Genomic DNA, 22509 nt, shown 5'->3' with positions numbered 1-22509 from the left:
GTTTCTTGTGGCGTCGCGAAGGCGACGGGTGCTCCGGAAAGGGCGGGATTCTTCGGCGGGGCCCCGAAGGGAGCCTTTGCGAATCAGGACGAAAGCTTTGCTAATGATGACATTTGTTTACCAATGCAACATAATGTGAACTGAGTGTGAACTAATTCACGCTGCTTTTCGGCGACGCACTCCTACGCTCGACGCCCATGTCCTACTGGTCGACCACGCCGCCCCGGCGCGCGCACATCCTCGTCATCGACGACAACATCGAAGAGCTGCAGTTGCTGCTGGGCGTGTTGCGCGAGGCGGGGCACCGCATCAGCCTGGCGTTCGATGCGCTGGAGGGCTATCGCCGGGCGACCGCGCTGCAGCCCGACCTGGTGCTGCTCGACGTGCGCATGGGCGCCACCGACGGCTACGCGACCTGCCGGCTGCTGAAGGCCGACCGCGCGACGGCGCGCATCCCGGTGATCTTCGTGACCTCCTCCAGCTCGGTGGAAGAGCGCCTCACAGGCCTGCGCGAAGGCGCGGTCGACTACATCCTCAAGCCCTTCGAGCCGGCGGAAGTGCTGGCGCGCGTGGCGGTGCACCTCGCGCTCGCGAGCTGCAGGCACCAGGCGCAGGCCTGCATGGAAGAGGCAGAGAGCGCGCTGGAGCACGCCAAGGGCGAACCAGCCGCCGACCACGCAGACCGCGTGCTCGCGCAGGCGGTCGAACGGCTGGTGCGTTCCGACCTCGCGAACGTGCCGGCGTTGCCCGCATTGGCCGCGAGCGTGGGCACGCACGAGAAGCGCCTGTCGCGCGTGTTCAAGGAACAGACCGGCCGCACGGTGTTCGAGTTCGCGCGAGAGGCACGCCTTGCGGAGGCGCAGCGGCTGCTCGTGAACTCGGCGCTCAGCGTGGAAGAAGTGGCCCTGGCCGTCGGCTTTTCGGGCGCGGCCAATTTCTCGACCGCATTCCGCGAACGCTTCGGCACCACGCCCACCGCCTTCCGCCAGGCGCGGCTGGCTCCGGTCGCGCCGCCGTCGGTGCCTTCGGCCTGACGCGGCACCGGCAAAGGCGGTGACCACCCCGGGCCTTGGCGGCACTCGCGCGCTCCTGCTTTGCGCCGTCTTCTGGCTGATGGCGACGGCGCTTCCCGCCGCCTGGGCGGACGTGCTGCGCATCGACGACGAGACCCGCTGGCCCATTGCGCTCGACACGCGCGTCGAAGTGTTCGAGGACACCGGCGCGCGCATGTCGCTCGACGAGGTCGACGCGCTGCCGGGCGACGGTCCCGACGGTTTCCAGCCCGGCACGCCCGCGCGCATGCGGCCGGGCTTTTCGAAGTCGGCGTTCTGGCTGCGGCTGACCGTGGTGAACGGCAGCGACGCGATCCAGCCGCTGCGGCTGGTGCTCGATGCGACATGGCTGCAGCACGTCGATTTCCATGCCCGCCGCGAACTCGCGGGCTGGGCCACGTGGACGCACGAACAGGCCGGCGTGTCGGTGCGTTCGAGCGCCGCTCGCGACCGCGACCGCGTGCCCACGCTGGACCTCGACCTGCGCCCCGGAGAGCAGGCGCGCGTGCTGGTGCGGGTGCGCACCAACAGCAGCGTCAAGCTCGTGCCGAAGCTGTATTCGGCGGACGCGTGGCGCATGTCGGAAAGCAGCCATGCGCTGCTCGACGGCCTGCTCATCGGCGGACTGCTGGTGCTGTCGGTGTATTCGCTGTCGCTGTGGGTCATCTCGCGCCACCTGGCGATGGCGCTGCAGAGCATGGGCTTCGCGCTGGTGGCGCTCTACGAGAGCACATACCGCGGCCACGCGCGGCTCGCACTGTGGCCAGACAGCATCGAGTGGAGCTACCGCGCGGCGGGCGTCACCGCGGGCTGCTGCGTGCTGTCGCTGATGTTCTACCTTTACACCGTGTCGCGGCGCGGTCCGGTGCGCGTGCCCGGGCTGCGCTGGCTCGTGGTGCTCGCGCTGGCGCAGTGCGTGGTGGTGCTGGGCACGCTCTTCGGGCCCTACGCGCCCTTCGCGACAGCGGGCACGCTGAGCGCGCCGCTGGTGGTGCTGTCGCTCACCGTCAGCACCTTCGTCTACATGCGCCGCGCGGGGCCCGGCGGGCGGCTGGCATTTCCGGTGATGACCATCGTCGCCGTCGGCGTGTGTTTGCGGTTGGTCGAACTGGCGATGCCATCGCACATGATTCCCGGCTTCGACGCCTACGCGCTGGGCTTCCCGGGCATGCTCGTCGGCCTGGTGGCGCTGGCAGTGTGGGCGCACCACCTGTCGCGCCAGCGGCATTCCGCGCAGCGCACGCTGGCGCACTGGCAGGCGGAAGAACAGCAGCGGCTGCAGGACGAGGTGGAGCGCAAGACGCACGCGCTGAACGCGGCGCTGGAGCAGGCCGAGCAGCAGTCGCGCGACCAGACGCAGCTGCTTGCCTACATCAGCCACGACCTGCGCGCGCCGCTGTCGACCATCGTCGGCAACGTGCGCCTGCTCGACGTCGACGGCCCGCCGCCGCCCGAGCGGCTGCAGGCCATCGAGCGCAGCGCGGCCTACCAGCTCGCGCTCATCGACGACCTGCTCGACTACGCGAGGAGCGAGCTGCTTCCCTTCTCGTTCGAGCCGCGGCCGGTGCACCTGCGCGCGCTGATCGACGACATCGCGCAGTACGCCGACACGCTCGCCCAGCGCCAGCGCAACCTCTTCGAGCTGGATGTGCTGGGCGCGCTGCCCACCGCCGTCCAGCTGGACAGCAAGCGCTTCCAGCAGCTGCTGCTGAACCTGCTGTCGAACGCCGCGAAGTTCACGCGCGACGGCAAGATCGGCCTGCGCGTGCAGGCGCGCCCGCGCCAGGACTCATGGCGGCTCGAGTTCGACGTGTGGGACAGCGGCGTCGGCATCGAAAAGGAAGACCAGGCACGCATCGTGAAAGCCTTCGAGCAGGGCGCACCCAGCTCGAACGGCCACGGCTTCGGGCTGACGATAGCGCGGCGCATCGTGCAGCACATGGGCGGGCGGATGCAGCTGGAAAGCCGCCGCAACCTGGGAACGCGCGTGCGCTTCTCGGTGATCGTGAAGGAGGCTCCGAAGGAGCTGGTGCCGGTGGTCGTGAAGCCGCCGCCGCGCCCCGTGCTGCCCGTTGCAGCGCCTGCCGGCAAGGCCAGGCGCATGCCGGTGCCCGCGATCGCGCCGCTGCCCGCGGCGGTGCGCGACGAACTCGAGACGCTCGCACGCGACGGCCGCTGGAGCGACCTGCACGAGTGGGCCGACCGCCTCGCTGCCGATGCGCGCCATTCGGCGCTGGTCGAGGCGGTGCGGCATGCGCTGGACCTGCTCGATTTCGAGCACATCCGGCTGCTGGCGCGCGCCACGCCGAACGCGGGCCAGTGAGTGATCTTCGACCTGGCTGCCGCCGCGGCTATTGCGGCGAGGCCGGTGCCTGTGCTTCCGGTGGCGGTGTCTGTGCCTGCTGCTGGGCCAGCTGCGCGTCGGGCGCGGCGGCCGCTTCGCTTTGGCCGTGATGTCTTATCGCGATGCCCTTGACGAGGTGGCGGGGCAGGTGGTGTGTCTTCCGCAACAGTGCCAGCGCCTCGCTGCGCGCCGGCTCGCATACCGGTAGAAACATGTGCAAAACGCTCATGGTGTCGTCCCGTGGAGTAACCGGCGGACATTGTGAGCGCATGAAGTCCGCAATGGGGGAATCGCCCTCCTGGCGCAGATGGCTTCGCCGGAGGGCGGCTTCACCTGGAGATCACCATGGCAGCGAGTAGGTCTTGGTGTTGGTGAAGCTCTTCATCGCCTCCAGCACGCCTTCCTTGTAGCCAAGGCCCGAGTCCTTGATGCCGCCGAAGGGCGTGAGCTCCAGCCGGTAGCCCGGCACCTCGCGCACGTTCACGCTGCCCACGTTCAGCTCGCGGATGAAGCGCGTGATGTAGTCCATGCGGTTCGTGCATACGGCCGACGAGAGGCCGTAGGCCGTGCCGTTGGAGATGCGGATGGCCTCCTCGATGCTCGAGAAGCGGATCACCGGCGAGACCGGCCCGAAGGTTTCGTGCTTCGCGACCGTCATCCCCGGTTCGACGTGGTCGAGCACAGTGGGCGAGTACAGCGCGCCGCGGCGCACATTTCCGTACAGCAGCTTCGCGCCGCCGGCGATGGCCTCGCCGACCACCGACTCGAATTGCTTCGCCGCCGCCTCGTCGATCACCGTGCCCATGTCCGTGTGCGGGTCCATCGGGTCGCCGTATTTCAGTGCCTCGGTCTTGCGCACCAGCAGCTCGACGAAGCGGTCGGCCACCGCCTCGTGCACCAGCATGCGCTTGATGGCCGTGCAGCGCTGGCCCGAGTTCTTGTAGGAGCCGCTGGCGGCCAGCGTCGCGGCTTCCTCGACGTCGGCGTCTTCCATCACGATGATCGGATCGTTGCCGCCCAGCTCCAGGATCTGCCGCTTGTAGACCGCCTTGCCCGCGATGTACTTGCCGATGGCCACGCCGCCGGTGAAGGTGACGAGGTCGACGTCGGCGCTGGTGAGCATCTCGTCGGCAATCTCGCGCGGGTCTCCGGTGATCACCGACAGCATCTGCGGCGGAAGGCCCGCCTCGTACAGGATGTCGGCGAGGATGAAGGCCGAGAGCGGTGTCTTCTCGCTGGGCTTGAGCACCATGCGGTTGTTGGTGGCGATGGAAGGCGCCACCTTGTGGATCACCTGGTTCAGCGGATGGTTGAACGGCGTGATCGCCGTGATCGCGCCCTGCAGCGGTTCGCGCAGCGTGTAGACCTTGCGGCTCTTGCCGTGGTGCGTGAGGTCGCAGGAGAACACCTGGCCGTCGTCCACCAGCGCCTGGTTGGCGGCGAACAGCAGCACGTCGGACGCGCGGCCCACCTCGTACAGCGAATCCTTGCGGCACAGGCCCGACTCCAGCGTGATGGTGCGCGAGATCTCGTCCAGGCGCGAGGCGATGAGCTCGCCTGCGCGCATCAGGATGCGATAACGCTCGTAGCGCGTGAGCGTCGGCCTGTAGTCGCAGGCGATGCGGTAGGCGCGCCGCACGTCCGCCAGCGTGGCCTTCGGCACGGTGGCGATCACTTCGCCGGTGTAGGGATAGGTCACCTCGATGACCTCGTCGCGGTAGACGCGTTCGCCGGCGATACGCAGCGCTTCGTGATGGATCTCGGCGGGCTTGGGCAGGGCTTGGTTCATGGCGGTCTTCAGTAGGGGCGTGCGTTACTGGGCGTGGTTCAGCGCGAGGTCGAGCGCATCGAAGTTGCGCAGCCGGCGCCCGGCCGCGATGCCTGAGACGGGGCGGTTGCAGATCAGCGGCACGCGCTGCTCCGAGACCCCGCCGTGCGAGCGCAGAGGCACCTCGAGCGCCGAGAGGTCGTGCCGGCTCGCCGAGGTGCCGATGACCGTGCTGCGTTCGCTGACGACCACGATGTCGCCGATGCGGTCGGGCGGCAGCTCGAAGCGCTGGGCCGCGTCCTTGCGCGAAAGCACCAGCTCCATGCCCGGCAGGCTCTGCAGTCGGTCGATCCAGCCCGGCACGCGGGCCTCGTCGGGTGCGTACACGGTGGCGAAGGAACCGAGCGCGCCGTGGTGCACCACGTAGGGATCGGTGATCGGCAGGATGACGCGCGCCTCGTCCTGGCCGTACCAGTCGTCGAGCACGTCCTGCAGGTAGACGACCTTCGGCGCGCCCTGCGCGTCGTGCTTGTCGTTCATGCCATGGTCGGCGGTGAGCACGATGGTGGCGCCCAACGCGTCGAGCCGTGCGAGGTAGGCGTCCATCATCGCGTAGAAGGCATTGGCGGCGGGGCTTCCGGGCGCAGCCTTGTGCTGCACGTAGTCGGTGGTCGAGAGGTACATCAGGTCGGGGTGGCGCGACTCCATCAGCTTCACGCCGGCCGCGAACACGAACTCCGACAGCTCCGCGCTGTACACCGAGGGCACGGGCATGCCGACCATCTCGACCACGCCGTCGATGCCGTTCTCCTCCACGGTGGCCTGGTCGGCCTTCTCCGACGAGAAGCAGATGCCCTTCATGCGGTGGCCCAGCAGCTTGCGCAGCTTGTCCTTGGCGGTCACCACTGCCACTTTGGCGCCGGCATCCGCGAAGGCCGCGAGCACCGTGCCGGCGCGCAGGTACTTCGGGTCGTTCATCATCACTTCCTGGCCGAGCTCGCGGTCGAAGAAGTAGTTGCCGCAGATGCCGTGCACCGCGGGCGGCGCACCGGTCACGATCGACAGGTTGTTCGGGTTGGTGAACGAGGGCACCACGCAATCGGCCAGCAGGTCGGCGCCGGTCTTTCTCATGCGCTCGATGTACGGCGCCACGCCGGCGGCGATGGCTGCGTCGAGGTAGGCGGGCTCGCAGCCGTCGACGCACACGACCACGACGGGGCGGCTCATCCAGCGGTAGCTGCGGGCGTTGACTTCCAGCGATTCGGGTTTCATGGCAGAGGGTTCCTTGATACAGATGGATTGAACGAATGAAGGGAAGGGCGGCCCGCCTCAGCGCCGGATGAAGACCGCGATGGCGGCGCTGATGAGGCAGCTGGCCGCGACGATCGGGAAGACCATCGACGTGCTGCCCGAGTGGTCCAGCAGCCGGCCGATCAGCGGTTCGCCCAGGCCCGCCAGCAGGTAGGAGAAGAAGTTCATGACGCCGGTGGCCGTGCCCGAGCGCTTGGCTCCCACGAGGTCGGGGCACAGGGCCCAGAAGGAGGAAGCGGGGCCGTAGACGAAGAAGCCCGCGAGGAAGAGCAGCGCCAGCCCGGCGATGCTCGTGGGCGTGAGGTACATGCCGATCGAGGCGGCCGCGCCCAGCAGCATGTAGAGCACGATCGCCTTGTAGCGCTTCGAGCCGAACACGCGGTCGGAGATCCAGCCGTTGGTGAGCGCGCCGAAGGCCATGCCCACGGGCAGAGCCACCGAGATCCAGGCCGGATCGATCATGCCGTCGGCCATCTTGCTCCAGTCCTTGCCGAGGAAGTGCACGGGCACCCAGACGATCAGGCCGTAGCGCGCCGCGTTCTGGAAGCCGATGGCGAGCGCGGCGATGAGCAGCCTCGGGTTGCACAGCACGGCCTTGTAGCGGCTCCACGAGCTTTCCTCGGGTGGGGCGTGGCTCGCGGCGGCGGCCTTCGCGTCTTCCGCGTTGGCGATGCCGGTGTCGGGCGACTTGAAGCCCAGGTCCTCGGGGCGTTCACGGGCGATCAGGTAGAACGCGATGCCGCCCACCAGCATCAGCAGCACGGGCAGCCTGAAGATCCAGCGCCAGTCCAGGTGCAGCACGTTGACGACGATGATGGAGGTGACGAACGACAGGATCGACGCGCACCCCGCCGCGAAGGTGTAGAAGCCGAACACCTTGCCGCGCTCGCTCGCGCCCCACCAGTTCGACAGCAGGCGGCTGCCCGGCGCCCAGCCGAGCGCCTGGAAGTAGCCGTTGACGCCCCATGGAATCGCGAGCGTCTTGAAGCCGACGGCGAAGCTCACCACCCAGTTGGCCGCGCACGAAAGAATGGCGCCCGCGGTCATCACGCGGCGGCCGCCGAACTTGTCGGCGAGGTTGCCGTTGATCGCCTGACCGATGGCGTAGCACCACAGCAGGCTGGCCGATGCCCAGCCCAGCACTTCCTTCGACAACCCGAATTCCTTCTGCAGCCCCGGAATCGCGAAGCCGAAAGTCTGCCGACCGGTGTAGAAGAAGAGGTAGCAGAACATGGCGGCCAGCAGCATTCGCCACTGCGCACGCCGGAATGAAAACTCGTGGGGCTGCGCGTACGCGCCGGCCTGCAAACCCTGGTTCGCCAGTTGCATGTCTTGTCTCCTGTTTTTTCCTGTTCCCGACGGACCTGGGTCCGTGGAACCGGCTGTGGCGCCGGTATCTTTTTCTTGCCGTTCTTCGGCTTCGACCGGCTAGGCCGACACCGCGCCGATGAAGTTCCTGCCGCGTGCCCCGTCCATGGCGCGCGCGATCATGGCCGTGGCCTCGGCGTCCGCCACGCCGTAGTCCGCGAACTCGGTCTTCACGCCCAGCCCCTGCAGGAAGTCGCGCAGGCGCAGGGCACCGGCGCGCAGGTCGGGACCGAAGAGGCGCTGCAGCGTGCGGTCGCGATCAGGCGAGCGCGCCCATGCCTTCTCGAGAACGATCGGCAGCGTGAACGAGCAGGCGATGCCGTGAGGCAGGCCGTAGCGCAGCGTCATCTCGTACGAGATCGAATGGGCCAGTGCGGTCTTCGTGTTGGAGAACGCGAGCCCGGCCTTGAGCGCGGCCATCGCCATGCGCTCGCGCAGTTCGATGCTGCGCAGGTCTTTCACCAGGGCCGGCAGGCATTCGAAGATGTCCTGCACGGCGGAGATGGCGAAGGTGTCGGAGACCGGGTTCGCATTCACGTTCCACACCGACTCCAGCGCATGGGACAGCGCATCGAGCCCGGTCGACACGGTGATTCCCGCCGGCACCGAGAGCATCAGCTCGGGATCGACGATGGCTGCCTCGGGCCAGGTGGCCTGCAGGTGCAGCGAATACTTCTTCTGCCGGGCTGAGTCCCAGATCGTCGCCCAGGGCGTCACCTCGCTGCCGGTGCCGGCCGTCGTCGGCACGGCGATCAGCGGCTTGACGTTGGCGGGCTCGAAGGACTTGCCCGCCGACAGCAGGTCGACCAGTTCGTCGAAGCGACCGCTCGCCGTGCCCACCATCAGCGCCTTGGCTGTGTCGATGGCGCTGCCGCCGCCGACTGCCACGATCGCATCGCAGGCATCGGGCGACTGCCAGAAGCGGTCGTACAGGGCGCTCAGGTGCGCCACGTCGGGGTTGGGGCGCACGTCGTCGATCACCTCGACCAGCGAGCCGGGCAGGAGCTTCTCGAGGCGCTCGACCAGCCCGAGCTCGCGCGCCTCGGGAAAGGTGACGACCGCGACGCGGCGGCCGGCGAGTATCGATGGGAGCCGTTCAAGGCTGCCTCGGCCGCTGTGGATGGATACGGGGTTGTGATATGCGTGGGGCATCGGGTTTGTCTCGTGTCGGCGGTTGCTTCGGTGGCTTCTCTTTTCGCTGCTTCTGCATCGCGCTGTGCCGCGCGTTTCTTTCTTGGTGAAGGCAGTGTCGAAGCGGCCCGAAGTTCCGTCCAATCGCATTTCCGGTGTGCGCATGGTCGAAAACCGATGGATGAACGGCCCGCGCCGGCATCACGACCCGGGGAAAGCGCCCATTCGCGCGCGGGCGCGCCTGTGAGAGGCTGCACGCCCCCGGGGCCCGAATCCATGTTCCACCAGTACTACAAATCGATCAGATGCTTTCACGCCGTGGCGAAGACCGGCGGCTTCACCTCGGCGGCGCAATACCTGCACATCGGGCAGCCGACGGTGACCGACCAGGTCAAGTCGCTGGAGACCCGCTTCAGCGTGGAGCTCTTCCTGCGCAGCGGCCGCAGCGTGAAGCTCACTGCAGCGGGCGAGCGGCTCTATGCCATTACGCAGGGGCTGTTCGGGCAGGAGGAGGAAGCCATGCTCTTCCTGCAGAGCGCGCGCAAGCTCAAGGTGGGGCTGGTGCGCGTCGGCGCGGTGTCGCCGCCCATCGCGATGGAGCTGGCGCGCAACTTCAAGGAAGCACACCCGCCGCTGGACATCACGGTGTCGATCGGGTCGGAAGAGTCCACCTTGCAGGGCCTGCAGGACTTCAGCATCGACGTCGGCATCGTCGTCGATCCGGCCGGGGCGGAAGGCCTGCACATCGAGCCCTACCGCACGGAGCGCATCGTCGCGGTGGTGCCCGAGGGCCATGCATGGACGAAGCGAAAGTCCATCTCCACCCGCGACATCGAAGGCGAGACGGTCATCATGCGCGAGCCCGGCTCCAAGACCCGGCATCGCGTCGAGCGCGCCTGCCGGCAGCAGGACGTGAACCTGCACTGCGCGATGGAGATCAACAGCCGCGAGGCCATCCAGCACGCGGTGGCCAACGGAATGGGCGTTTCCTTCGTCACACAGGTGGAGTTCATCCCGCTGCCGGGACTCGTGGCGGTCGCCGTCGACGACGAGCAGCTGTCGATCAGCTATTCGCTGTGCTGCCTGTCCATCCGCAGGGACCGGCCGCTGATCGACGCCCTGTTCGCCGTCGCGCTCGGATGAGCCCTGGGTGAGGCCCCGGGCGGGGCCCCGGTGGCTGCGGGATTTCACCAAGCTTGCGCTCCAGCCTGAGCGGCGCATACTCCGCCAAAAGCGCCACAAGCCACTCGTCGGCCCCTCCGGGGTTCCGGGCGACAGCCAGGAGACACGTGTTGCAGCGAACGAACATTGCCAACCCGGCCTATTTCCACAAGGTCGTCGATTGCCAGTACGCCTGCCCGGCGCACACTCCCGTCCCCGAATACATACGCATGATCGCGCAGCGCCGATACGGCGACGCGTACATGGTCAACTGGGTCTCCAACGTCTTTCCGGGCATCCTGGGGCGCACCTGCGACCGGCCCTGCGAGCCGGCCTGCCGCCGCGGGCGGGTGGAAGAAAGCAATACGCAGGCTCCGGAGCCGGTGGCCATCTGCAGGCTCAAGCGCGTGGCCGCCGACATGAAGGAGGACGTGCGCGCGCGCATGCCGAAGACGGAACCGAGCAACGGCAAGCGCGTCGCATGCATCGGCGCCGGGCCGGCCTCGCTCACCGTCGCGCGCGACCTCGCGCCACTGGGCTACGAAGTGACGGTGTTCGACGGCGAGGCCAAGCCGGGCGGCTTCATCCGCACGCAGATCCCGCGCTTCAGGCTGCCGGAGTCGGTGATCGACGAGGAAACCGGCTACGTGCTCGACCTGGGCGTCGAGTTCCGCGGCGGCGAGCGCATCGATTCGATGACCGCGCTGATGGGGCAGGGCTGGGACGCGATCTTCGTCGGCTGCGGCGCGCCTCGCGGGCGCGACCTCGACATTCCGGGCCGGCGTGAAGCGGCCGAGAGCATCCACATCGGCATCGACTGGCTGAACTCCGTTTCCTTCGGCCACGTCAGCAGCATCGGCAAGCGCGTGATCGTGCTCGGTGGCGGCAACACGGCCATGGACTGCTGCCGCTCGGCGCGCCGGCTGGGCGGCACCGACGTGAAGGTCATCGTGCGCAGCGGCTTCGAGGAGATGAAGGCCTCGCCCTGGGAGAAGGAAGACGCCCAGCACGAGAGCATTCCGATCATCAACTTCCACGTGCCCAAGGCCTTCGTGCACGAGAACGGCAAGCTCGTCGGTATGAGCTTCGAGATCGTGAAGGCGGTCTACGACGACAAGGGCCGCCGCACGCTGGAGCCCACGGGCGAGCCCGACGCGTATTTCGAGTGCGACGAGGTGCTGGTGGCGGTGGGCCAGGAAAACGCCTTCCCGTGGATCGAGCGCGACTGCGGCATCGACTTCGACAAGTGGGGCCTGCCGGTGCTGGACGCGAGCACCTTCCAGTCGTCGGTGCCCAATGTGTTCTTCGGCGGCGACGCGGCCTTCGGGCCGAAGAACATCATCACCGCGGTGGCGCACGGCCATGAGGCGGCCGTGTCCATCGACAAGCTGCTGCGCGCCGAGCCGGTCGACGACCGGCCGCCGCCCATGACCAACCTGGTGTCGCAGAAGATGGGCATCCACGAGTGGAGCTACGACAACGACACCTCCAACGACCTGCGCTACAAGGTGCCGTGGGCCAAGGCCGAGGCGGCGCTGGCGAGCATCCGCGTGGAAGTGGAGCTGGGCTTCGACGCCGCCACCGCCTTCAAGGAAGCCGGACGCTGCCTGAACTGCGACGTGCAGACCGTGTTCACCGAAACCGCCTGCATCGAATGCGACGCCTGCGTGGACATCTGCCCGATGGACTGCATCAACTTCGTCGACAACGGCGAGGAAGAAGGGCTGCGCTCGCGCCTGAAGGCCCCGGCGCTGAACCTGGCGCAGGACCTGTACGTGTCCGGCGGACTCAAGACGGGCCGCGTGATGGTCAAGGACGAGGACGTCTGCCTGCACTGCGGCCTGTGCGCCGAACGCTGCCCCACGGGCGCGTGGGACATGCAGAAGTTCCTGCTGAAGATGTCGCTCGCCGGGCAGGCGCAGGGCCAGGAGGTGCCGGCATGAAGCAGATCGAGGCGGTGAACGACTTCGTCATCAAGTTCGCCAACGTCAACGGATCGGGTTCGGCCTCGGCCAACGAACTGTTCGCCAAGGCCATCCTGCGCATGGGCGTGCCGGTGAGCCCGCGCAACATCTTCCCCAGCAACATCCAGGGGCTGCCCACCTGGTACGAGGTGCGCGTGACCGAAGAGGGCCACCTCGGCCGGCGCGGCGGCACCGACATGATGGTGGCGATGAACCCCCAGACCTGGGACGCCGACGTCGCCGAGCTGGAGCCCGGCGGTTATCTCTTCTACGACAGCACGCGGCCGCTGCCGCCCTCGAAGTTCCGCGACGACATCCGCGTGATCGGCATGCCGCTCACCGAGATCTGCAACGCTGTCTATCAAGACCCGCGACAGCGGCAGCTTTTCAAGAACATCGTCTACGTGGGCGCGCTCTCGATCCTGCTGGGCATCGAGCCCGAAGTGGTCGAGAAGCTGTTCTCCGAGCAGTACAAGGGCAAGGAGAAGCTGCTGGCCTCCAACGTGCAGGCGCTGCACCTGGGCTGCGACTTCGCGCGCGAGAACCTGCGCGAGCCCGTCGGGCTGAAGGTGCGGCGCGCCGACCGCGTGGGCGACAGGATCTTCGTGGACGGCAACAGCGCGGCGGCGCTGGGCTGCGTGTACGGCGGCGCGACGGTGGCGGCGTGGTATCCGATCACGCCTTCGTCATCGGTTGCCGAGGCCTTCCAGAAGTACTGCACCAAGTTCCGCGTGGACCCGTCCACGGGCCAGCACCGCTTCGCCATCGTGCAGGCCGAGGACGAACTCGCGTCGATCGGCGTGGTGGTCGGAGCGGGGTGGAACGGCGCGCGGGCCTTCACCGCGACCTCGGGGCCGGGCATATCGCTGATGACGGAGTTCATCGGGCTGGCCTACTTCGCGGAGATTCCGGTCACGCTCATCAACGTGCAGCGCGGCGGCCCTTCCACCGGCATGCCTACGCGCACGCAGCAGGCCGACATACTTTGCTGCGCCTACGCGTCGCACGGCGACACCAAGCACGTGCTGCTCTTTCCCGAAGACCCGCACGAGTGCTTCGAACACGCGGCGGCGGCGCTGGACCTGGCCGACCGGCTGCAGACGCCGGTGTTCGTGATGACCGACCTGGACATCGGCATGAACCAGCGCCTGTGCAAGCCCTTCGAGTGGGACGACAGCAAGGCCTACGACCGCGGCAAGGTCATGAGCGCCGAGGAGCTGGAGGCCGGCCGCGACTTCGGCCGCTACAAGGACGTCGACGGCGACGGCATTCCGTGGCGCACGCTGCCCGGCACGCATCCGACCAAGGGCAGCTACTTCACGCGCGGCACGACGCGCGATGCCTACGCCCGCTATTCGGAGCGCGGCCCGGACTACATCTACAACATGGAGCGGCTGCTGAAGAAGTTCGCGACCGCGGCCACGCTGGTGCCTCAGCCCGTGCTGAAGCCTGCTGCCCGGAAGACCGACCTGGGCGTGATCTATTTCGGCTCGACCAGCCCCTCGATGCACGAGGCGCTGCAGGCGCTGGAAGAACGCGGCATCCATCTCGATGCGCTGCGGCTGCGGGCCTTTCCGTTCCCTGACAGCGTGGTGCAGTTCCTGGCCAGGCACGAGCGCGTGTTCGTGGTCGAGCAGAACCGCGACGCGCAGATGCGCAGCCTGCTGGTCAACGAGCTGGACGCCGATCCGGCGAAGCTGGTGCGGGTGCTGCACTTCGACGGCACGCCCATCACCGCGCGCTTCATCGTCCAGGCGATCGAGGCGCATGTCGGCAAGATGGCGCACACGCCAGGCACCGCCGGTGCGAAGGAGCCCGCATGACCTACCTCGCCAAGCCCAGGCTGCGGCACCCGACGCTGGCCACCAACAAGGTCGGCTACACGCGGCGCGACTACGAGGGGAAGATCTCCACGCTCTGCGCGGGCTGCGGCCACGACTCGATCTCGGCTTCCATCATCGAGGCCTGCTGGGAGCTCGACATCGAACCACATCGCGTGGCCAAGCTCTCGGGCATCGGCTGCAGCTCGAAGACGCCGGACTACTTCCTCGGCGCGTCGCACGGCTTCAACACCGTGCACGGCCGCATGCCCAGCGTGCTGACCGGCGCCAACCTGGCCAACCGCGACCTGCTGTACCTGGGCGTGTCGGGCGACGGCGATTCGGCCTCCATCGGCCTGGGCCAGTTCGCGCATGCGATGCGCCGCGGCGTGCGCATGGCCTATATCGTGGAGAACAACGGCGTCTACGGCCTCACCAAGGGCCAGTTCTCGGCCACGGCCGACCAGGGCTCGAAGAGCAAGAAGGGCGTGGTCAACACCGACAGCCCGGTGGACCTCGTGGCCATGGCGCTGCAGCTCGGCGCGAGCTACGTGGGGCGGGGCTTCTCGGGCAACAAGGCGCAGCTGGTGCCGCTCATCAAGGGCGCGATCAGCCATGGGGGCTCCGCCTTCATCGACGTGATCAGCCCCTGCGTGGCCTTCAACAACCATCCGGGCAGCACCAAGAGCTACGACTACATCCGCGAGCACAACGAGGCGGTGAGCCGCATCGACTTCATCAGCGGACGGGAGGAAATCGCCGTCGACATCGAGCCTGGCGAGGTGATGGACGTGCGCCAGCACGACGGCACGCTGCTGCGCCTGCGCAGCCTGCACCCGGACTACGATCCGGGCGACCGTTTCGCCGCCATGGCCTACATGCAGCGGCATCAGGAGATGGGTGAGGTGGTCACCGGGCTGCTGTACGTCGACCCGCTGGCCACCGACCTTCATACGGCACTCAACACCTGCGACCGGCCGCTCAACGCACTGGGGCCGGAACAGCTGTGTCCCGGCGCGCAGGCGCTGGAACGGCTCAACGCCTCCTTGCGCTGAGCAAGGGCCGGCGGCACCATTCAAGGTTGCACTCACGGAGGGCGCATCATGGCCGAGCGCACCGTTTTCCAATCGATTTCGCGCAAGCACGTGCTCAGCCTGGCACCGCAGGCCAGCGTGCGCGACGCAGCCTGCGCGATGACGCGGGCCAACTGCGGCAGCGTGCTCGTCATGGAGCTGCCCGACACGCTGCTGGGCATATTGACCGAGCGCGACCTCATGACGCGCGTGCTCGCCAAGGGGCTCGATCCCGACGCCACGCCGGTGCGCGAGGTGATGACGCCCAACCCGATCTGCGTGCCGCCGGAGACGCTGGTGTCCGATGCGGTGGTGCTCATGCTCGAGCGCGGCTTCCGCCATCTGCCGCTGGTGGCGGGTGCGAAGGTACTGGGCGTGTTCTCGGTGCGCGACGCGCTGCCGAGGGAGATCGGCGCGGCGGTCAGCCTGAGCGAGTTCAGGGAGCAGGTGAACGACGCGCTGGGGTGAAAGGGCAGGGAAGCCCTTTCAGGGAATCACGTAGTCGGGATACTGCTTGCAGATCTCGTTCACCGCGCTGAGCGTGCCCGACAGGTGCTTGCGCAGCGCGGCTTGGGCTGCGTCCGGGTCCTTCGCCTCGATGGCGCGCGTGATGGCGCGATGGTCGCGAAGAATCGCCTCTGTCTTGCCGGCGGTCGGCAGGTGCAGGCGGCGCAGGCGGTCGACGTGGCCCGAGACGCGTCCCACCAGGTCCCAGAGACCGAGCACGCCGCCGGCTTCGTACATCAGGCGATGGAATGCGCGATCGGCGTTGACGAAGTCGCCGTAGCGCTGCGACGTCGCAAGCGCGGCCTGCTGGGCGATGACGCCTTTCAGCTGGTCGACAAGGCCCGGTGATTCTTCAACGGCCAGCTGGTGCACCAACTCAAGCTCGATGGAGCGCCGGAGGAAGTGCGCTTCGCGCGCAGCGGAGATGTCGATGCGGCTCACCAGCGTCGCGTGCTGCGGGAACACGTCCACCAGCCCTTCTTCGTTGAGCCTCAGCAGTGCCTCGCGCACGGGGGTCTGGCTCACGCCGAAGCGGTCAGCCAACTCTTGCCGCTGCAGCACGGTTCCGGGAACGAGTTCGAGCGCGAGGATGGCTTCGCGCAGTTTCTCCAGCACCTGCGGCGCGGCAAGGCGGGTGCGGTCAAGTCGGATCTTCGGGGAGGCGCTCATCGCCGGCGATTGTGTCATTGACGCACTAATATACTAGTGTTTTAATTCGCCGGACGACGCCGGCGAAGGCCGGCAAGGCCGCACTTTTCACGCAGCGGCCATGGAGACAACCCCTTGACGAAACGCCCCTACGAATCCCTTCGCAGCGCCCGCTGGTTCGCGCCCGACGACTTCCGCTCTTTCGGCCACCGCTCGCGCGTGCTGCAGATGGGCTACAGCTACGCCGACTGGATGGGCAAGCCCGTCATTGCCATCGTCAACACCTGGAGCGACGCCAACCAGTGCCACTCGCACTTCAAGCAGCGCGTGGAAGACGTGAAGCGCGGTGTGCTGCAGGCGGGCGGCTTTCCGCTCGAGCTGCCGGCGATCTCGCTTTCGGAAAGCATGGTCAAGCCCACGACCATGCTCTATCGCAACTTCCTCGCGATGGAAACGGAAGAGCTGCTGCGCAGCCATCCGATCGACGGCGCCGTGCTGATGGGTGGCTGCGACAAGACCACGCCCGGCCTCACGATGGGCGCGCTCAGCATGGGCATTCCCTTCATCTACCTGCCGGCCGGCCCCATGCTGCGCGGCAACTGGAAGGGCAAGGTGCTCGGCTCGGGCTCCGACGCCTTCAAGTACTGGGACGAGCGCCGTGCCGGCCGCCTTGGCGAGCAGGCATGGGTCGAGATGGAAGCCGGCATCGCCCGCAGCCACGGCACCTGCATGACCATGGGCACGGCGGCAACCATGATGGGCATCGCCGAGGCCGTGGGCCTGACGCTGCCCGGCGCGTCGAGCATTCCTGCGGCCGATGCCAACCACATCCGCATGAGCGCCGACTGCGGCCGCCGCATCGTCGAGATGGTCTGGGAAGACCTCACGCCCGCGAAGATGCTCACGCGCGCCAACTTCGAGAACGGCATCGCCTGCGCGATGGCCATGGGCTGCAGCACCAACGCCGTCATCCACCTGATCGCGATGTCGCGCCGCGCCGGCCACGCCGTGAGCCTCGAGGACTTCGATGCCTTCAGCCGCCGAGTGCCCGTCATCGCCAACATCCGGCCCAGCGGCGATGCCTACCTGATGGAGGACTTCTTCTACGCGGGCGGCCTGCCGGCGATGCTGGAGCGCATCCGCGGCCACCTTCGCACAGAGGCGCTCACCGTCAACGGCCGCAGCATCGGAGAGAACATCGAAGGCGCCGAGGTCTACGACGACGACGTGATCCGGCCGTTGTCCAACCCGATCTATGCGGAGGGCGCGCTGGCCGTGCTGCGCGGCAACCTCGCGCCCGACGGCGTGGTCATCAAGCCCAGCGCCTGTGCGCCGCACCTGCTGAAGCACACCGGCCGCGCGCTGGTGTTCGACGACTACCCGTCGCTCAAGAAAGCGGTGGAAGACCCCGACCTCGACGTGACTGGCGACGACATCCTCGTGCTGCGCAATGCCGGCCCGCGCGGCGCCGGCATGCCCGAGTGGGGCATGCTGCCCATCCCGACCAAGCTGCTGAAGCAGGGCGTGAAGGACATGCTGCGCCTGTCCGACGCGCGCATGAGCGGCACCAGCTACGGCGGCTGCCTGCTGCACTGCTCGCCCGAAGCCGCCGTCGGTGGACCGCTCGCGCTGGTGCAGACCGGCGACCGCATCACCGTCGACGTGCCCGCGCGCCGCATCCACCTCGAGATCGACGACGAAGAACTCGCGCGCCGCAAGGCCGCATGGACTCCGCCGCCGCCGCGCTACGAGCGCGGCTACGGCTGGATGTTCGGCCGCCACATCAGGCAGGCCGACGAAGGCTGCGACTTCGACTTCCTCGAGACCAGCTTCGGCAAGCCGGTGCCAGAGCCCGACATCTTCTGACCCGCCCATCAACCCGATTTCATTTCAGCCGACAACGGAGACCACACGTGAATCCCGCCACCCGCGACCAGCTCATGAAGGTGAGCACCGCCACCCTGTGCACGGCCTTGTTCAAGCGCGGCCTGCGCCACCAGTTCATCCAGGACGTGCGCCCGCTCAACCCCGGACTTCCCAACATGGTGGGTGAGGCCTTCACGCTGCGCTACATGCCGGCGCGCGAAGACCTGAACCAGATCAGCGTCTTCCTCGACCGCGACCACCCGCAGCGCAAGGCGGTGGAGCAGTGCCCCGAGGGCGCGGTGCTCGTCATCGACAGCCGCAAGGATGCGCGCGCCGCATCGGCCGGCGGCATCCTCGTCACGCGGCTCATGAAGCGCGGCGTGGCAGGCGTGGTCACCGATGGGGGCTTCCGCGACAGCCCCGACATCGCGAAGCTCGAATTTCCCGCATACCACCAGCGCCCCAGCGCGCCCACCAACCTCACGCTGCACCAGGCCATCGACATCAACGTGCCCATCGGCTGCGGCGACGCACCGGTGTTCCCTGGCGACGTGGTCGTCGGCGACGCCGAGGGCGTGATCGTCATCCCGGCCCATATCGCCGATGAGGTCGCAGCCGAAGCAATCGAGATGACCGCCTTCGAAGACTTCGTGCAGGAAAAGGTGCTCGAAGGCCGCTCCATCCTCGGCCTCTATCCGCCTACCGACGAGCAGAGCCGCAACGACTTCGCCGCATGGCGCCAGGCCACGGGCCGCTGAGTCCGCCGATCACAGAAATCCAAGGAGACAAGACATGCGTTTCATCCGCCTCGCCGCGGCGCTGCTTTCGGCTGCGCTCGTTCCATTGGCCGCATCGGCCCAGACAACCGAATGGCCTGCCGCCAAGCCCATCGTGTACGTCGTGCCGTTCACGCCCGGCGGTTCCACCGACATCGTGGGCCGCACGCTGGCCCAGAAGCTCGGCGAGAGCCTCAAGCAGTCGGTGGTGGTCGACAACAAGCCCGGACAGGCTGGTGGCATCGGCGCGGCCTATGTCGCAAAGGCTGCGCCTGACGGCTACACGCTCTTCGGCGGAACCATCAGCACGCACGCCATCAACGCCAGCCTCTACAAGAAGCTGTCCTACGACCCGATGAAGGACTTCGAGCCCGTCTCGCTGGTCGCGCGCCTGCCCAACGTGCTCATCGTCAACAGCCAGCTCGGCGTGAACTCGGTGGCCGAGCTCGTGGCCTTGCTGAAGAAGGACGAGAGCAAGCGCACCTTCGCCTCTTCAGGCGCCGGCACCTCGACGCACCTGGCGGGCGAGATGTTCGCGGACCTCATCGGCGTGAAGCTCACCCACGTGCCGTACAAGGGCACGCCTCCGGCCCTGACCGACGTGGCGGCGGGGCAGGTGCCCTTCATGTTCGACCAGGTGACGGCCGCGCTGCCGCTGGTCAAGAGCGGCAAGCTCAAGCTGCTGGCAGTGACCACCGCCAAGCGCATCGCGCTGGTGCCCGACCTGCCGACCATGATCGAGTCGGGCATTCCCGGCTTCGAGATGTCATCGTGGCAGGCGGTCTATGCGCCCAAGGGCACGCCCAAGCCCATCGTGCAGCGCCTCAATGCCGAGATCGTGAAGGCGCTGCACCAGCCCGACGTGCAGGCCAAGCTTTCCGGCCAGCTCGCGATGGAGCTCGTGGGCAGCACGCCCGAGGAACTGCGCGACCACATGGCCAAGGAGATCCCGCGCTGGGCCGAATTGGTGAAGAAGTCGGGCGCGGTGGCCGACTGAGCATTCTCGAACGACCATCCAAGGAGACATCCGATGCAGAACAAGACCAACAACGAACGGCGCCGATTCCTGAAGACAGCCGCGGGCGTCGGCACCGCAGCCCTCAGCGGACTCGCTGGTGCGCAGTCCTTCGACTTCAAGCCCAGCCAGCGCTATCCCGACCCGGCGGTGCTGATCCTCGACCCCAGCTTCGCAAAGTACCGGATCTACAGCAGCACGCTGGAGCAACTGGGCTCCGGCATGCGCTGGGCCGAAGGGCCGGTGTACTTTCCCGAGCACGGCTACCTGCTGCTGAGCGACATCCCGAACAACCGGTTGATGAAGTACGACGAGAAGACCGGCAAGTTCGGCGTGCACAAGACCGGCGTCAACTATGCCAACGGCAACACGCGCGACCGCCAGGGCCGGCTCGTCACCTGCGAGCACTCGGTGACGCGGCGCGTGGTGCGCACCGAGAAGGACGGCCGCATGACAGTGCTGGCCGACAGCTACCAGGGCAAGCGCCTCAATGCGCCGAACGACGTCGTCGTGAAGTCGGACGACACCGTCTGGTTCACCGACCCCACTTTCGGCATCAACGGCGAGTGGGAAGGAAGCAAGGCCGCATCGGAGCAGGCCACGACCAACGTCTATCGCATCGCCGCCGATGGCAAGCTGACGGCGGTGATCACCGACCTCGTCAACCCCAACGGCATCGCGTTTTCGCCCGACGAGAAGAAGCTCTACGTCGTCGAGTGGAAGGGCACGCCCAACCGCAGCATCTGGAGCTACGACGTGTCACCGGACGGCACGAGCGTCTCGAACAGGACCAAGCTCATCGACGCCGACGGGCCCGGTTCGCTCGACGGCTTTCGCGTGGACCGCGACGGCAACCTCTGGTGCGGCTGGGGCCACTCGGGCGCCATCGCGGCCGAGCCCACCGACATAGGTGGCGGCATGAAGGCCTACCTGCCCACCGGCAAGTCGGAGGAAATGGACGGCGTGAAAGTCTTCAACCCGCAGGGCAAGCCCATCGGCTTCATCCGCCTGCCCGAGCGCTGTGCGAACCTGGAGTTCGGCGGGCCGAAGCGCAACAGGCTCTACATGGCGAGCAGCCATTCGCTGTATGCGCTGTATGTGGAGGCGCACGGGGCGGTTTGAGCGGGGCGGGGCTGGCGCCGATTGCCGGCCGCCAGCCGTCTTCGTCCTAGAGCGCAATCACATCCGCAATCGGCTTGTTGGCCTTGAAGCAGGACAGCGCCTCCATCTGCTTCCACGCCTGCAGCTGCGTGAAGTTCGTCTGGTACTCGATGTAGCAGCTGGTCAGCGCCTCGTCGATGATCTTGTCGGCCCGCTCGAACAGGATCTGGTTGTCCTCCAGGTCGCGGAAGTAGGTACGCCAGGTGTCGCGCTCCTTCGACTGTCCCAGCAGGGTGAGGTAGGCGCTGTAGTAGAGCGAATTGAACGCCCGGCCGATGTTGTCCTGGTACACGGTGAACTCGCCGCCGCCGCCCGCGCCCACGCCGACCGTCAGGTCGGCCTCGATGCCCAGCTTGGAGCCGCCGAACGCCGACGATTCGAATTCCAGCGAGAAGGACGCACCCACGCCCGCCGACAGCGAACCCTTGGCCGTGCCCTTGATGATGTCGTAGCCGCACATGCGCACGGAGAGCGATGCCTCGCCCTTGATGCGCGCACCGGCAAAGGCCTCGGCTTCCACCTTGAACTTCACGCCGTCGACCGTGGCGTTGAACTCGACCTCGGCCTTGGCCATCGCGCCCGCGAACGCCTCGGCGCTGGCTTCGATCAGGAAGATGTCGGACACGTCGATCTTGGCGTCGAGCTTGATCTTCACGCCGACCATCGCCTCCACGCTCGCCTTGGCCGTCACGCCCTTGCCGCGCTCGTAGTTCGCTTCCGCCTCGGCGCTGGCCGATGCGCCGACGAACGCATCGGCCTTGAACTCGGCCCGCAGCCCGGTGATCTCGATCACGCACTCGCCCGTGGCACGCACGCCGTAGCCCACGGAGGCCTCGGCCTTCACGGCCTTCTTGAATTCCTCGTCGGTCCAGGTCACCTTGCTGAACTTGCCGTTCTCGCCGCCGCGCATGAGGCCGGTCTCGACCGTGCCGCTGGTCTGCAGCCACGGACGCGGATCGCCGAACTTGATCTTTGTGAGGTCCTTGCACAGCACGTCGAGAAAGAGGCGCACCTTGGCGGGCTCGTTGTTGCCCATGTACTGCAGCGAGAGCGACACGTCGTCGAGGTGCTCGCCACCGTCGCGCAGGCCGTCCATCCAGAACTTGAGCAACTGCTTCTTGCGCACGATGAGGTCGCGGCGCACCGCGTTCACGGCCATCCTGTCGGCGACCGACGCAAGCTCGTTGGGCAGGCGCAGGATGGGCATGTCCAGCAGGCTGCCGAACTGCCGCTTGTACTCGGCGTTGAAGTCGTTCATCTTCTGCATCACCTGCGCCGGCTCGGGCGAATGCGTGCCGCGCGTGAGCTTCTCCAGCATCTGCTTGTAGACGTAGAGGAACTGCAGGAACTCCTGCGCCAGCGCCTTGCGCTCCTTGCTGGAGGGTCCGCCGATCACCTTGCCGAGCAGCTTGAGCCAGGCCTTGGTCTTGGTGTTGAACTCGGCGCCGGACAGCTCGACCCAGACGACTTCGTACTTGTGCGTGAATTTGGCGCTCGCGAGCGCATTGAACAGGGGAGTGGAGGTAGCCATGACGTTGACGACG

Annotated in this window: 18 protein-coding genes; 11 read left to right on the top strand and 7 right to left on the bottom strand. The window is 67.4% G+C overall.

The window, feature by feature from the left end:
- Positions 1 to 197 precede the first annotated feature (197 nt).
- Both EJP69_RS26275 and EJP69_RS26270 read left to right on the top strand, forming a co-directional pair.
- Positions 198 to 1034 (top strand): response regulator transcription factor, encoded by an 837-nt coding sequence (locus EJP69_RS26275; protein WP_093199160.1) that lies wholly within the window; start codon positions 198 to 200, stop codon positions 1032 to 1034.
- A gap of 19 nt (positions 1035 to 1053) precedes the next feature.
- Positions 1054 to 3375, top strand: coding sequence for a sensor histidine kinase (locus tag EJP69_RS26270; RefSeq protein ID WP_170217232.1), 2322 nt, complete (start codon positions 1054 to 1056; stop codon positions 3373 to 3375).
- Between the two features lie 28 nt (positions 3376 to 3403).
- Here the strand turns inward: EJP69_RS26270 and EJP69_RS26265 are convergent, their stop codons facing one another.
- The 5 genes from EJP69_RS26265 to psrA all read right to left on the bottom strand — a co-directional run bounded on the left by EJP69_RS26265 (position 3404) and on the right by psrA (position 8995).
- Positions 3404 to 3625, bottom strand: coding sequence for a hypothetical protein (locus EJP69_RS26265; protein WP_240652289.1), 222 nt, complete (start codon positions 3623 to 3625; stop codon positions 3404 to 3406).
- A gap of 111 nt (positions 3626 to 3736) precedes the next feature.
- The gene (phnY, locus tag EJP69_RS26260; protein ID WP_126473199.1) at positions 3737 to 5185 is read right to left on the bottom strand and encodes a phosphonoacetaldehyde dehydrogenase; all 1449 of its coding nucleotides are present in this window, start codon (positions 5183 to 5185) and stop codon (positions 3737 to 3739) included.
- A gap of 24 nt (positions 5186 to 5209) precedes the next feature.
- Complete coding sequence (phnA, locus tag EJP69_RS26255; protein WP_126473198.1) at positions 5210 to 6436, bottom strand: phosphonoacetate hydrolase; 1227 nt, start codon at positions 6434 to 6436, stop codon at positions 5210 to 5212.
- Between the two features lie 57 nt (positions 6437 to 6493).
- On the bottom strand, positions 6494 to 7804 hold the full coding sequence (locus EJP69_RS26250; RefSeq protein WP_126473196.1) for an MFS transporter: 1311 nt from the start codon (positions 7802 to 7804) through the stop codon (positions 6494 to 6496).
- Positions 7805 to 7903: 99 nt separating this feature from the next.
- Positions 7904 to 8995 carry an iron-containing alcohol dehydrogenase PsrA gene (gene psrA, locus EJP69_RS26245; protein WP_126473194.1) on the bottom strand — a complete coding sequence of 364 codons (1092 nt, stop codon included), beginning with the start codon at positions 8993 to 8995 and terminating at the stop codon, positions 7904 to 7906.
- A 255-nt stretch (positions 8996 to 9250) separates the two neighbouring features.
- Between psrA and EJP69_RS26240 the strand changes: the two genes are divergently transcribed.
- The 5 genes from EJP69_RS26240 (at position 9251) to EJP69_RS26220 (ending at position 15460) form a co-directional block, all read left to right on the top strand.
- Positions 9251 to 10117, top strand: coding sequence for a LysR substrate-binding domain-containing protein (locus EJP69_RS26240; RefSeq protein WP_126473192.1), 867 nt, complete (start codon positions 9251 to 9253; stop codon positions 10115 to 10117).
- A gap of 149 nt (positions 10118 to 10266) precedes the next feature.
- Entirely contained in the window at positions 10267 to 12078 is a 1812-nt protein-coding gene (locus tag EJP69_RS26235) for an FAD-dependent oxidoreductase (RefSeq protein ID WP_126473190.1), read from the top strand.
- Positions 12075 to 13922: a 2-oxoacid:acceptor oxidoreductase subunit alpha gene (locus EJP69_RS26230; RefSeq protein WP_093199190.1), complete on the top strand. Its 1848-nt coding sequence runs from the start codon at positions 12075 to 12077 to the stop codon at positions 13920 to 13922. The genes EJP69_RS26235 and EJP69_RS26230 overlap by 4 nt, the downstream gene beginning before the upstream one ends.
- Positions 13919 to 14974: a 2-oxoacid:ferredoxin oxidoreductase subunit beta gene (locus tag EJP69_RS26225; RefSeq protein ID WP_093199194.1), complete on the top strand. Its 1056-nt coding sequence runs from the start codon at positions 13919 to 13921 to the stop codon at positions 14972 to 14974. The genes EJP69_RS26230 and EJP69_RS26225 overlap by 4 nt, the downstream gene beginning before the upstream one ends.
- 48 nt (positions 14975 to 15022) lie before the next feature.
- The gene (locus EJP69_RS26220; RefSeq protein WP_093199197.1) at positions 15023 to 15460 is read left to right on the top strand and encodes a CBS domain-containing protein; all 438 of its coding nucleotides are present in this window, start codon (positions 15023 to 15025) and stop codon (positions 15458 to 15460) included.
- Positions 15461 to 15478: 18 nt separating this feature from the next.
- Here EJP69_RS26220 and EJP69_RS26215 read toward each other — a convergent pair whose 3' ends face one another.
- Positions 15479 to 16168, bottom strand: coding sequence for a GntR family transcriptional regulator (locus EJP69_RS26215; RefSeq protein ID WP_093199199.1), 690 nt, complete (start codon positions 16166 to 16168; stop codon positions 15479 to 15481).
- A gap of 114 nt (positions 16169 to 16282) precedes the next feature.
- On the opposite strand from EJP69_RS26215, the gene araD reads away from it, so the two are divergent.
- Genes araD through EJP69_RS26195 form a run of 4 tightly spaced genes read left to right on the top strand, consistent with a single transcriptional unit; the run spans position 16283 to position 20926 of the window.
- Positions 16283 to 18013 carry an L-arabinonate dehydratase gene (gene araD / locus EJP69_RS26210; RefSeq protein ID WP_126473188.1) on the top strand — a complete coding sequence of 577 codons (1731 nt, stop codon included), beginning with the start codon at positions 16283 to 16285 and terminating at the stop codon, positions 18011 to 18013.
- A 47-nt stretch (positions 18014 to 18060) separates the two neighbouring features.
- Positions 18061 to 18771: a ribonuclease activity regulator RraA gene (locus tag EJP69_RS26205; protein WP_126473186.1), complete on the top strand. Its 711-nt coding sequence runs from the start codon at positions 18061 to 18063 to the stop codon at positions 18769 to 18771.
- A gap of 34 nt (positions 18772 to 18805) precedes the next feature.
- Complete coding sequence (locus EJP69_RS26200) at positions 18806 to 19786, top strand: Bug family tripartite tricarboxylate transporter substrate binding protein (protein ID WP_126473184.1); 981 nt, start codon at positions 18806 to 18808, stop codon at positions 19784 to 19786.
- A 33-nt stretch (positions 19787 to 19819) separates the two neighbouring features.
- Positions 19820 to 20926, top strand: a complete 1107-nt coding sequence (locus EJP69_RS26195; protein ID WP_126473182.1) for an SMP-30/gluconolactonase/LRE family protein — start codon at positions 19820 to 19822, stop codon at positions 20924 to 20926.
- Between the two features lie 46 nt (positions 20927 to 20972).
- Here the strand turns inward: EJP69_RS26195 and EJP69_RS26190 are convergent, their stop codons facing one another.
- Positions 20973 to 22496 carry a hypothetical protein gene (locus EJP69_RS26190; protein ID WP_126473180.1) on the bottom strand — a complete coding sequence of 508 codons (1524 nt, stop codon included), beginning with the start codon at positions 22494 to 22496 and terminating at the stop codon, positions 20973 to 20975.
- Between the last annotated feature and the right edge of the window lie 13 nt (positions 22497 to 22509).

This window comes from Variovorax gossypii, assembly GCF_003965815.1.
Lineage (GTDB): Bacteria > Pseudomonadota > Gammaproteobacteria > Burkholderiales > Burkholderiaceae_C > Variovorax > Variovorax gossypii.
Note: the sequence above shows the minus strand (reverse complement) of the source record. Positions and strands in the feature narration are given on the sequence as shown.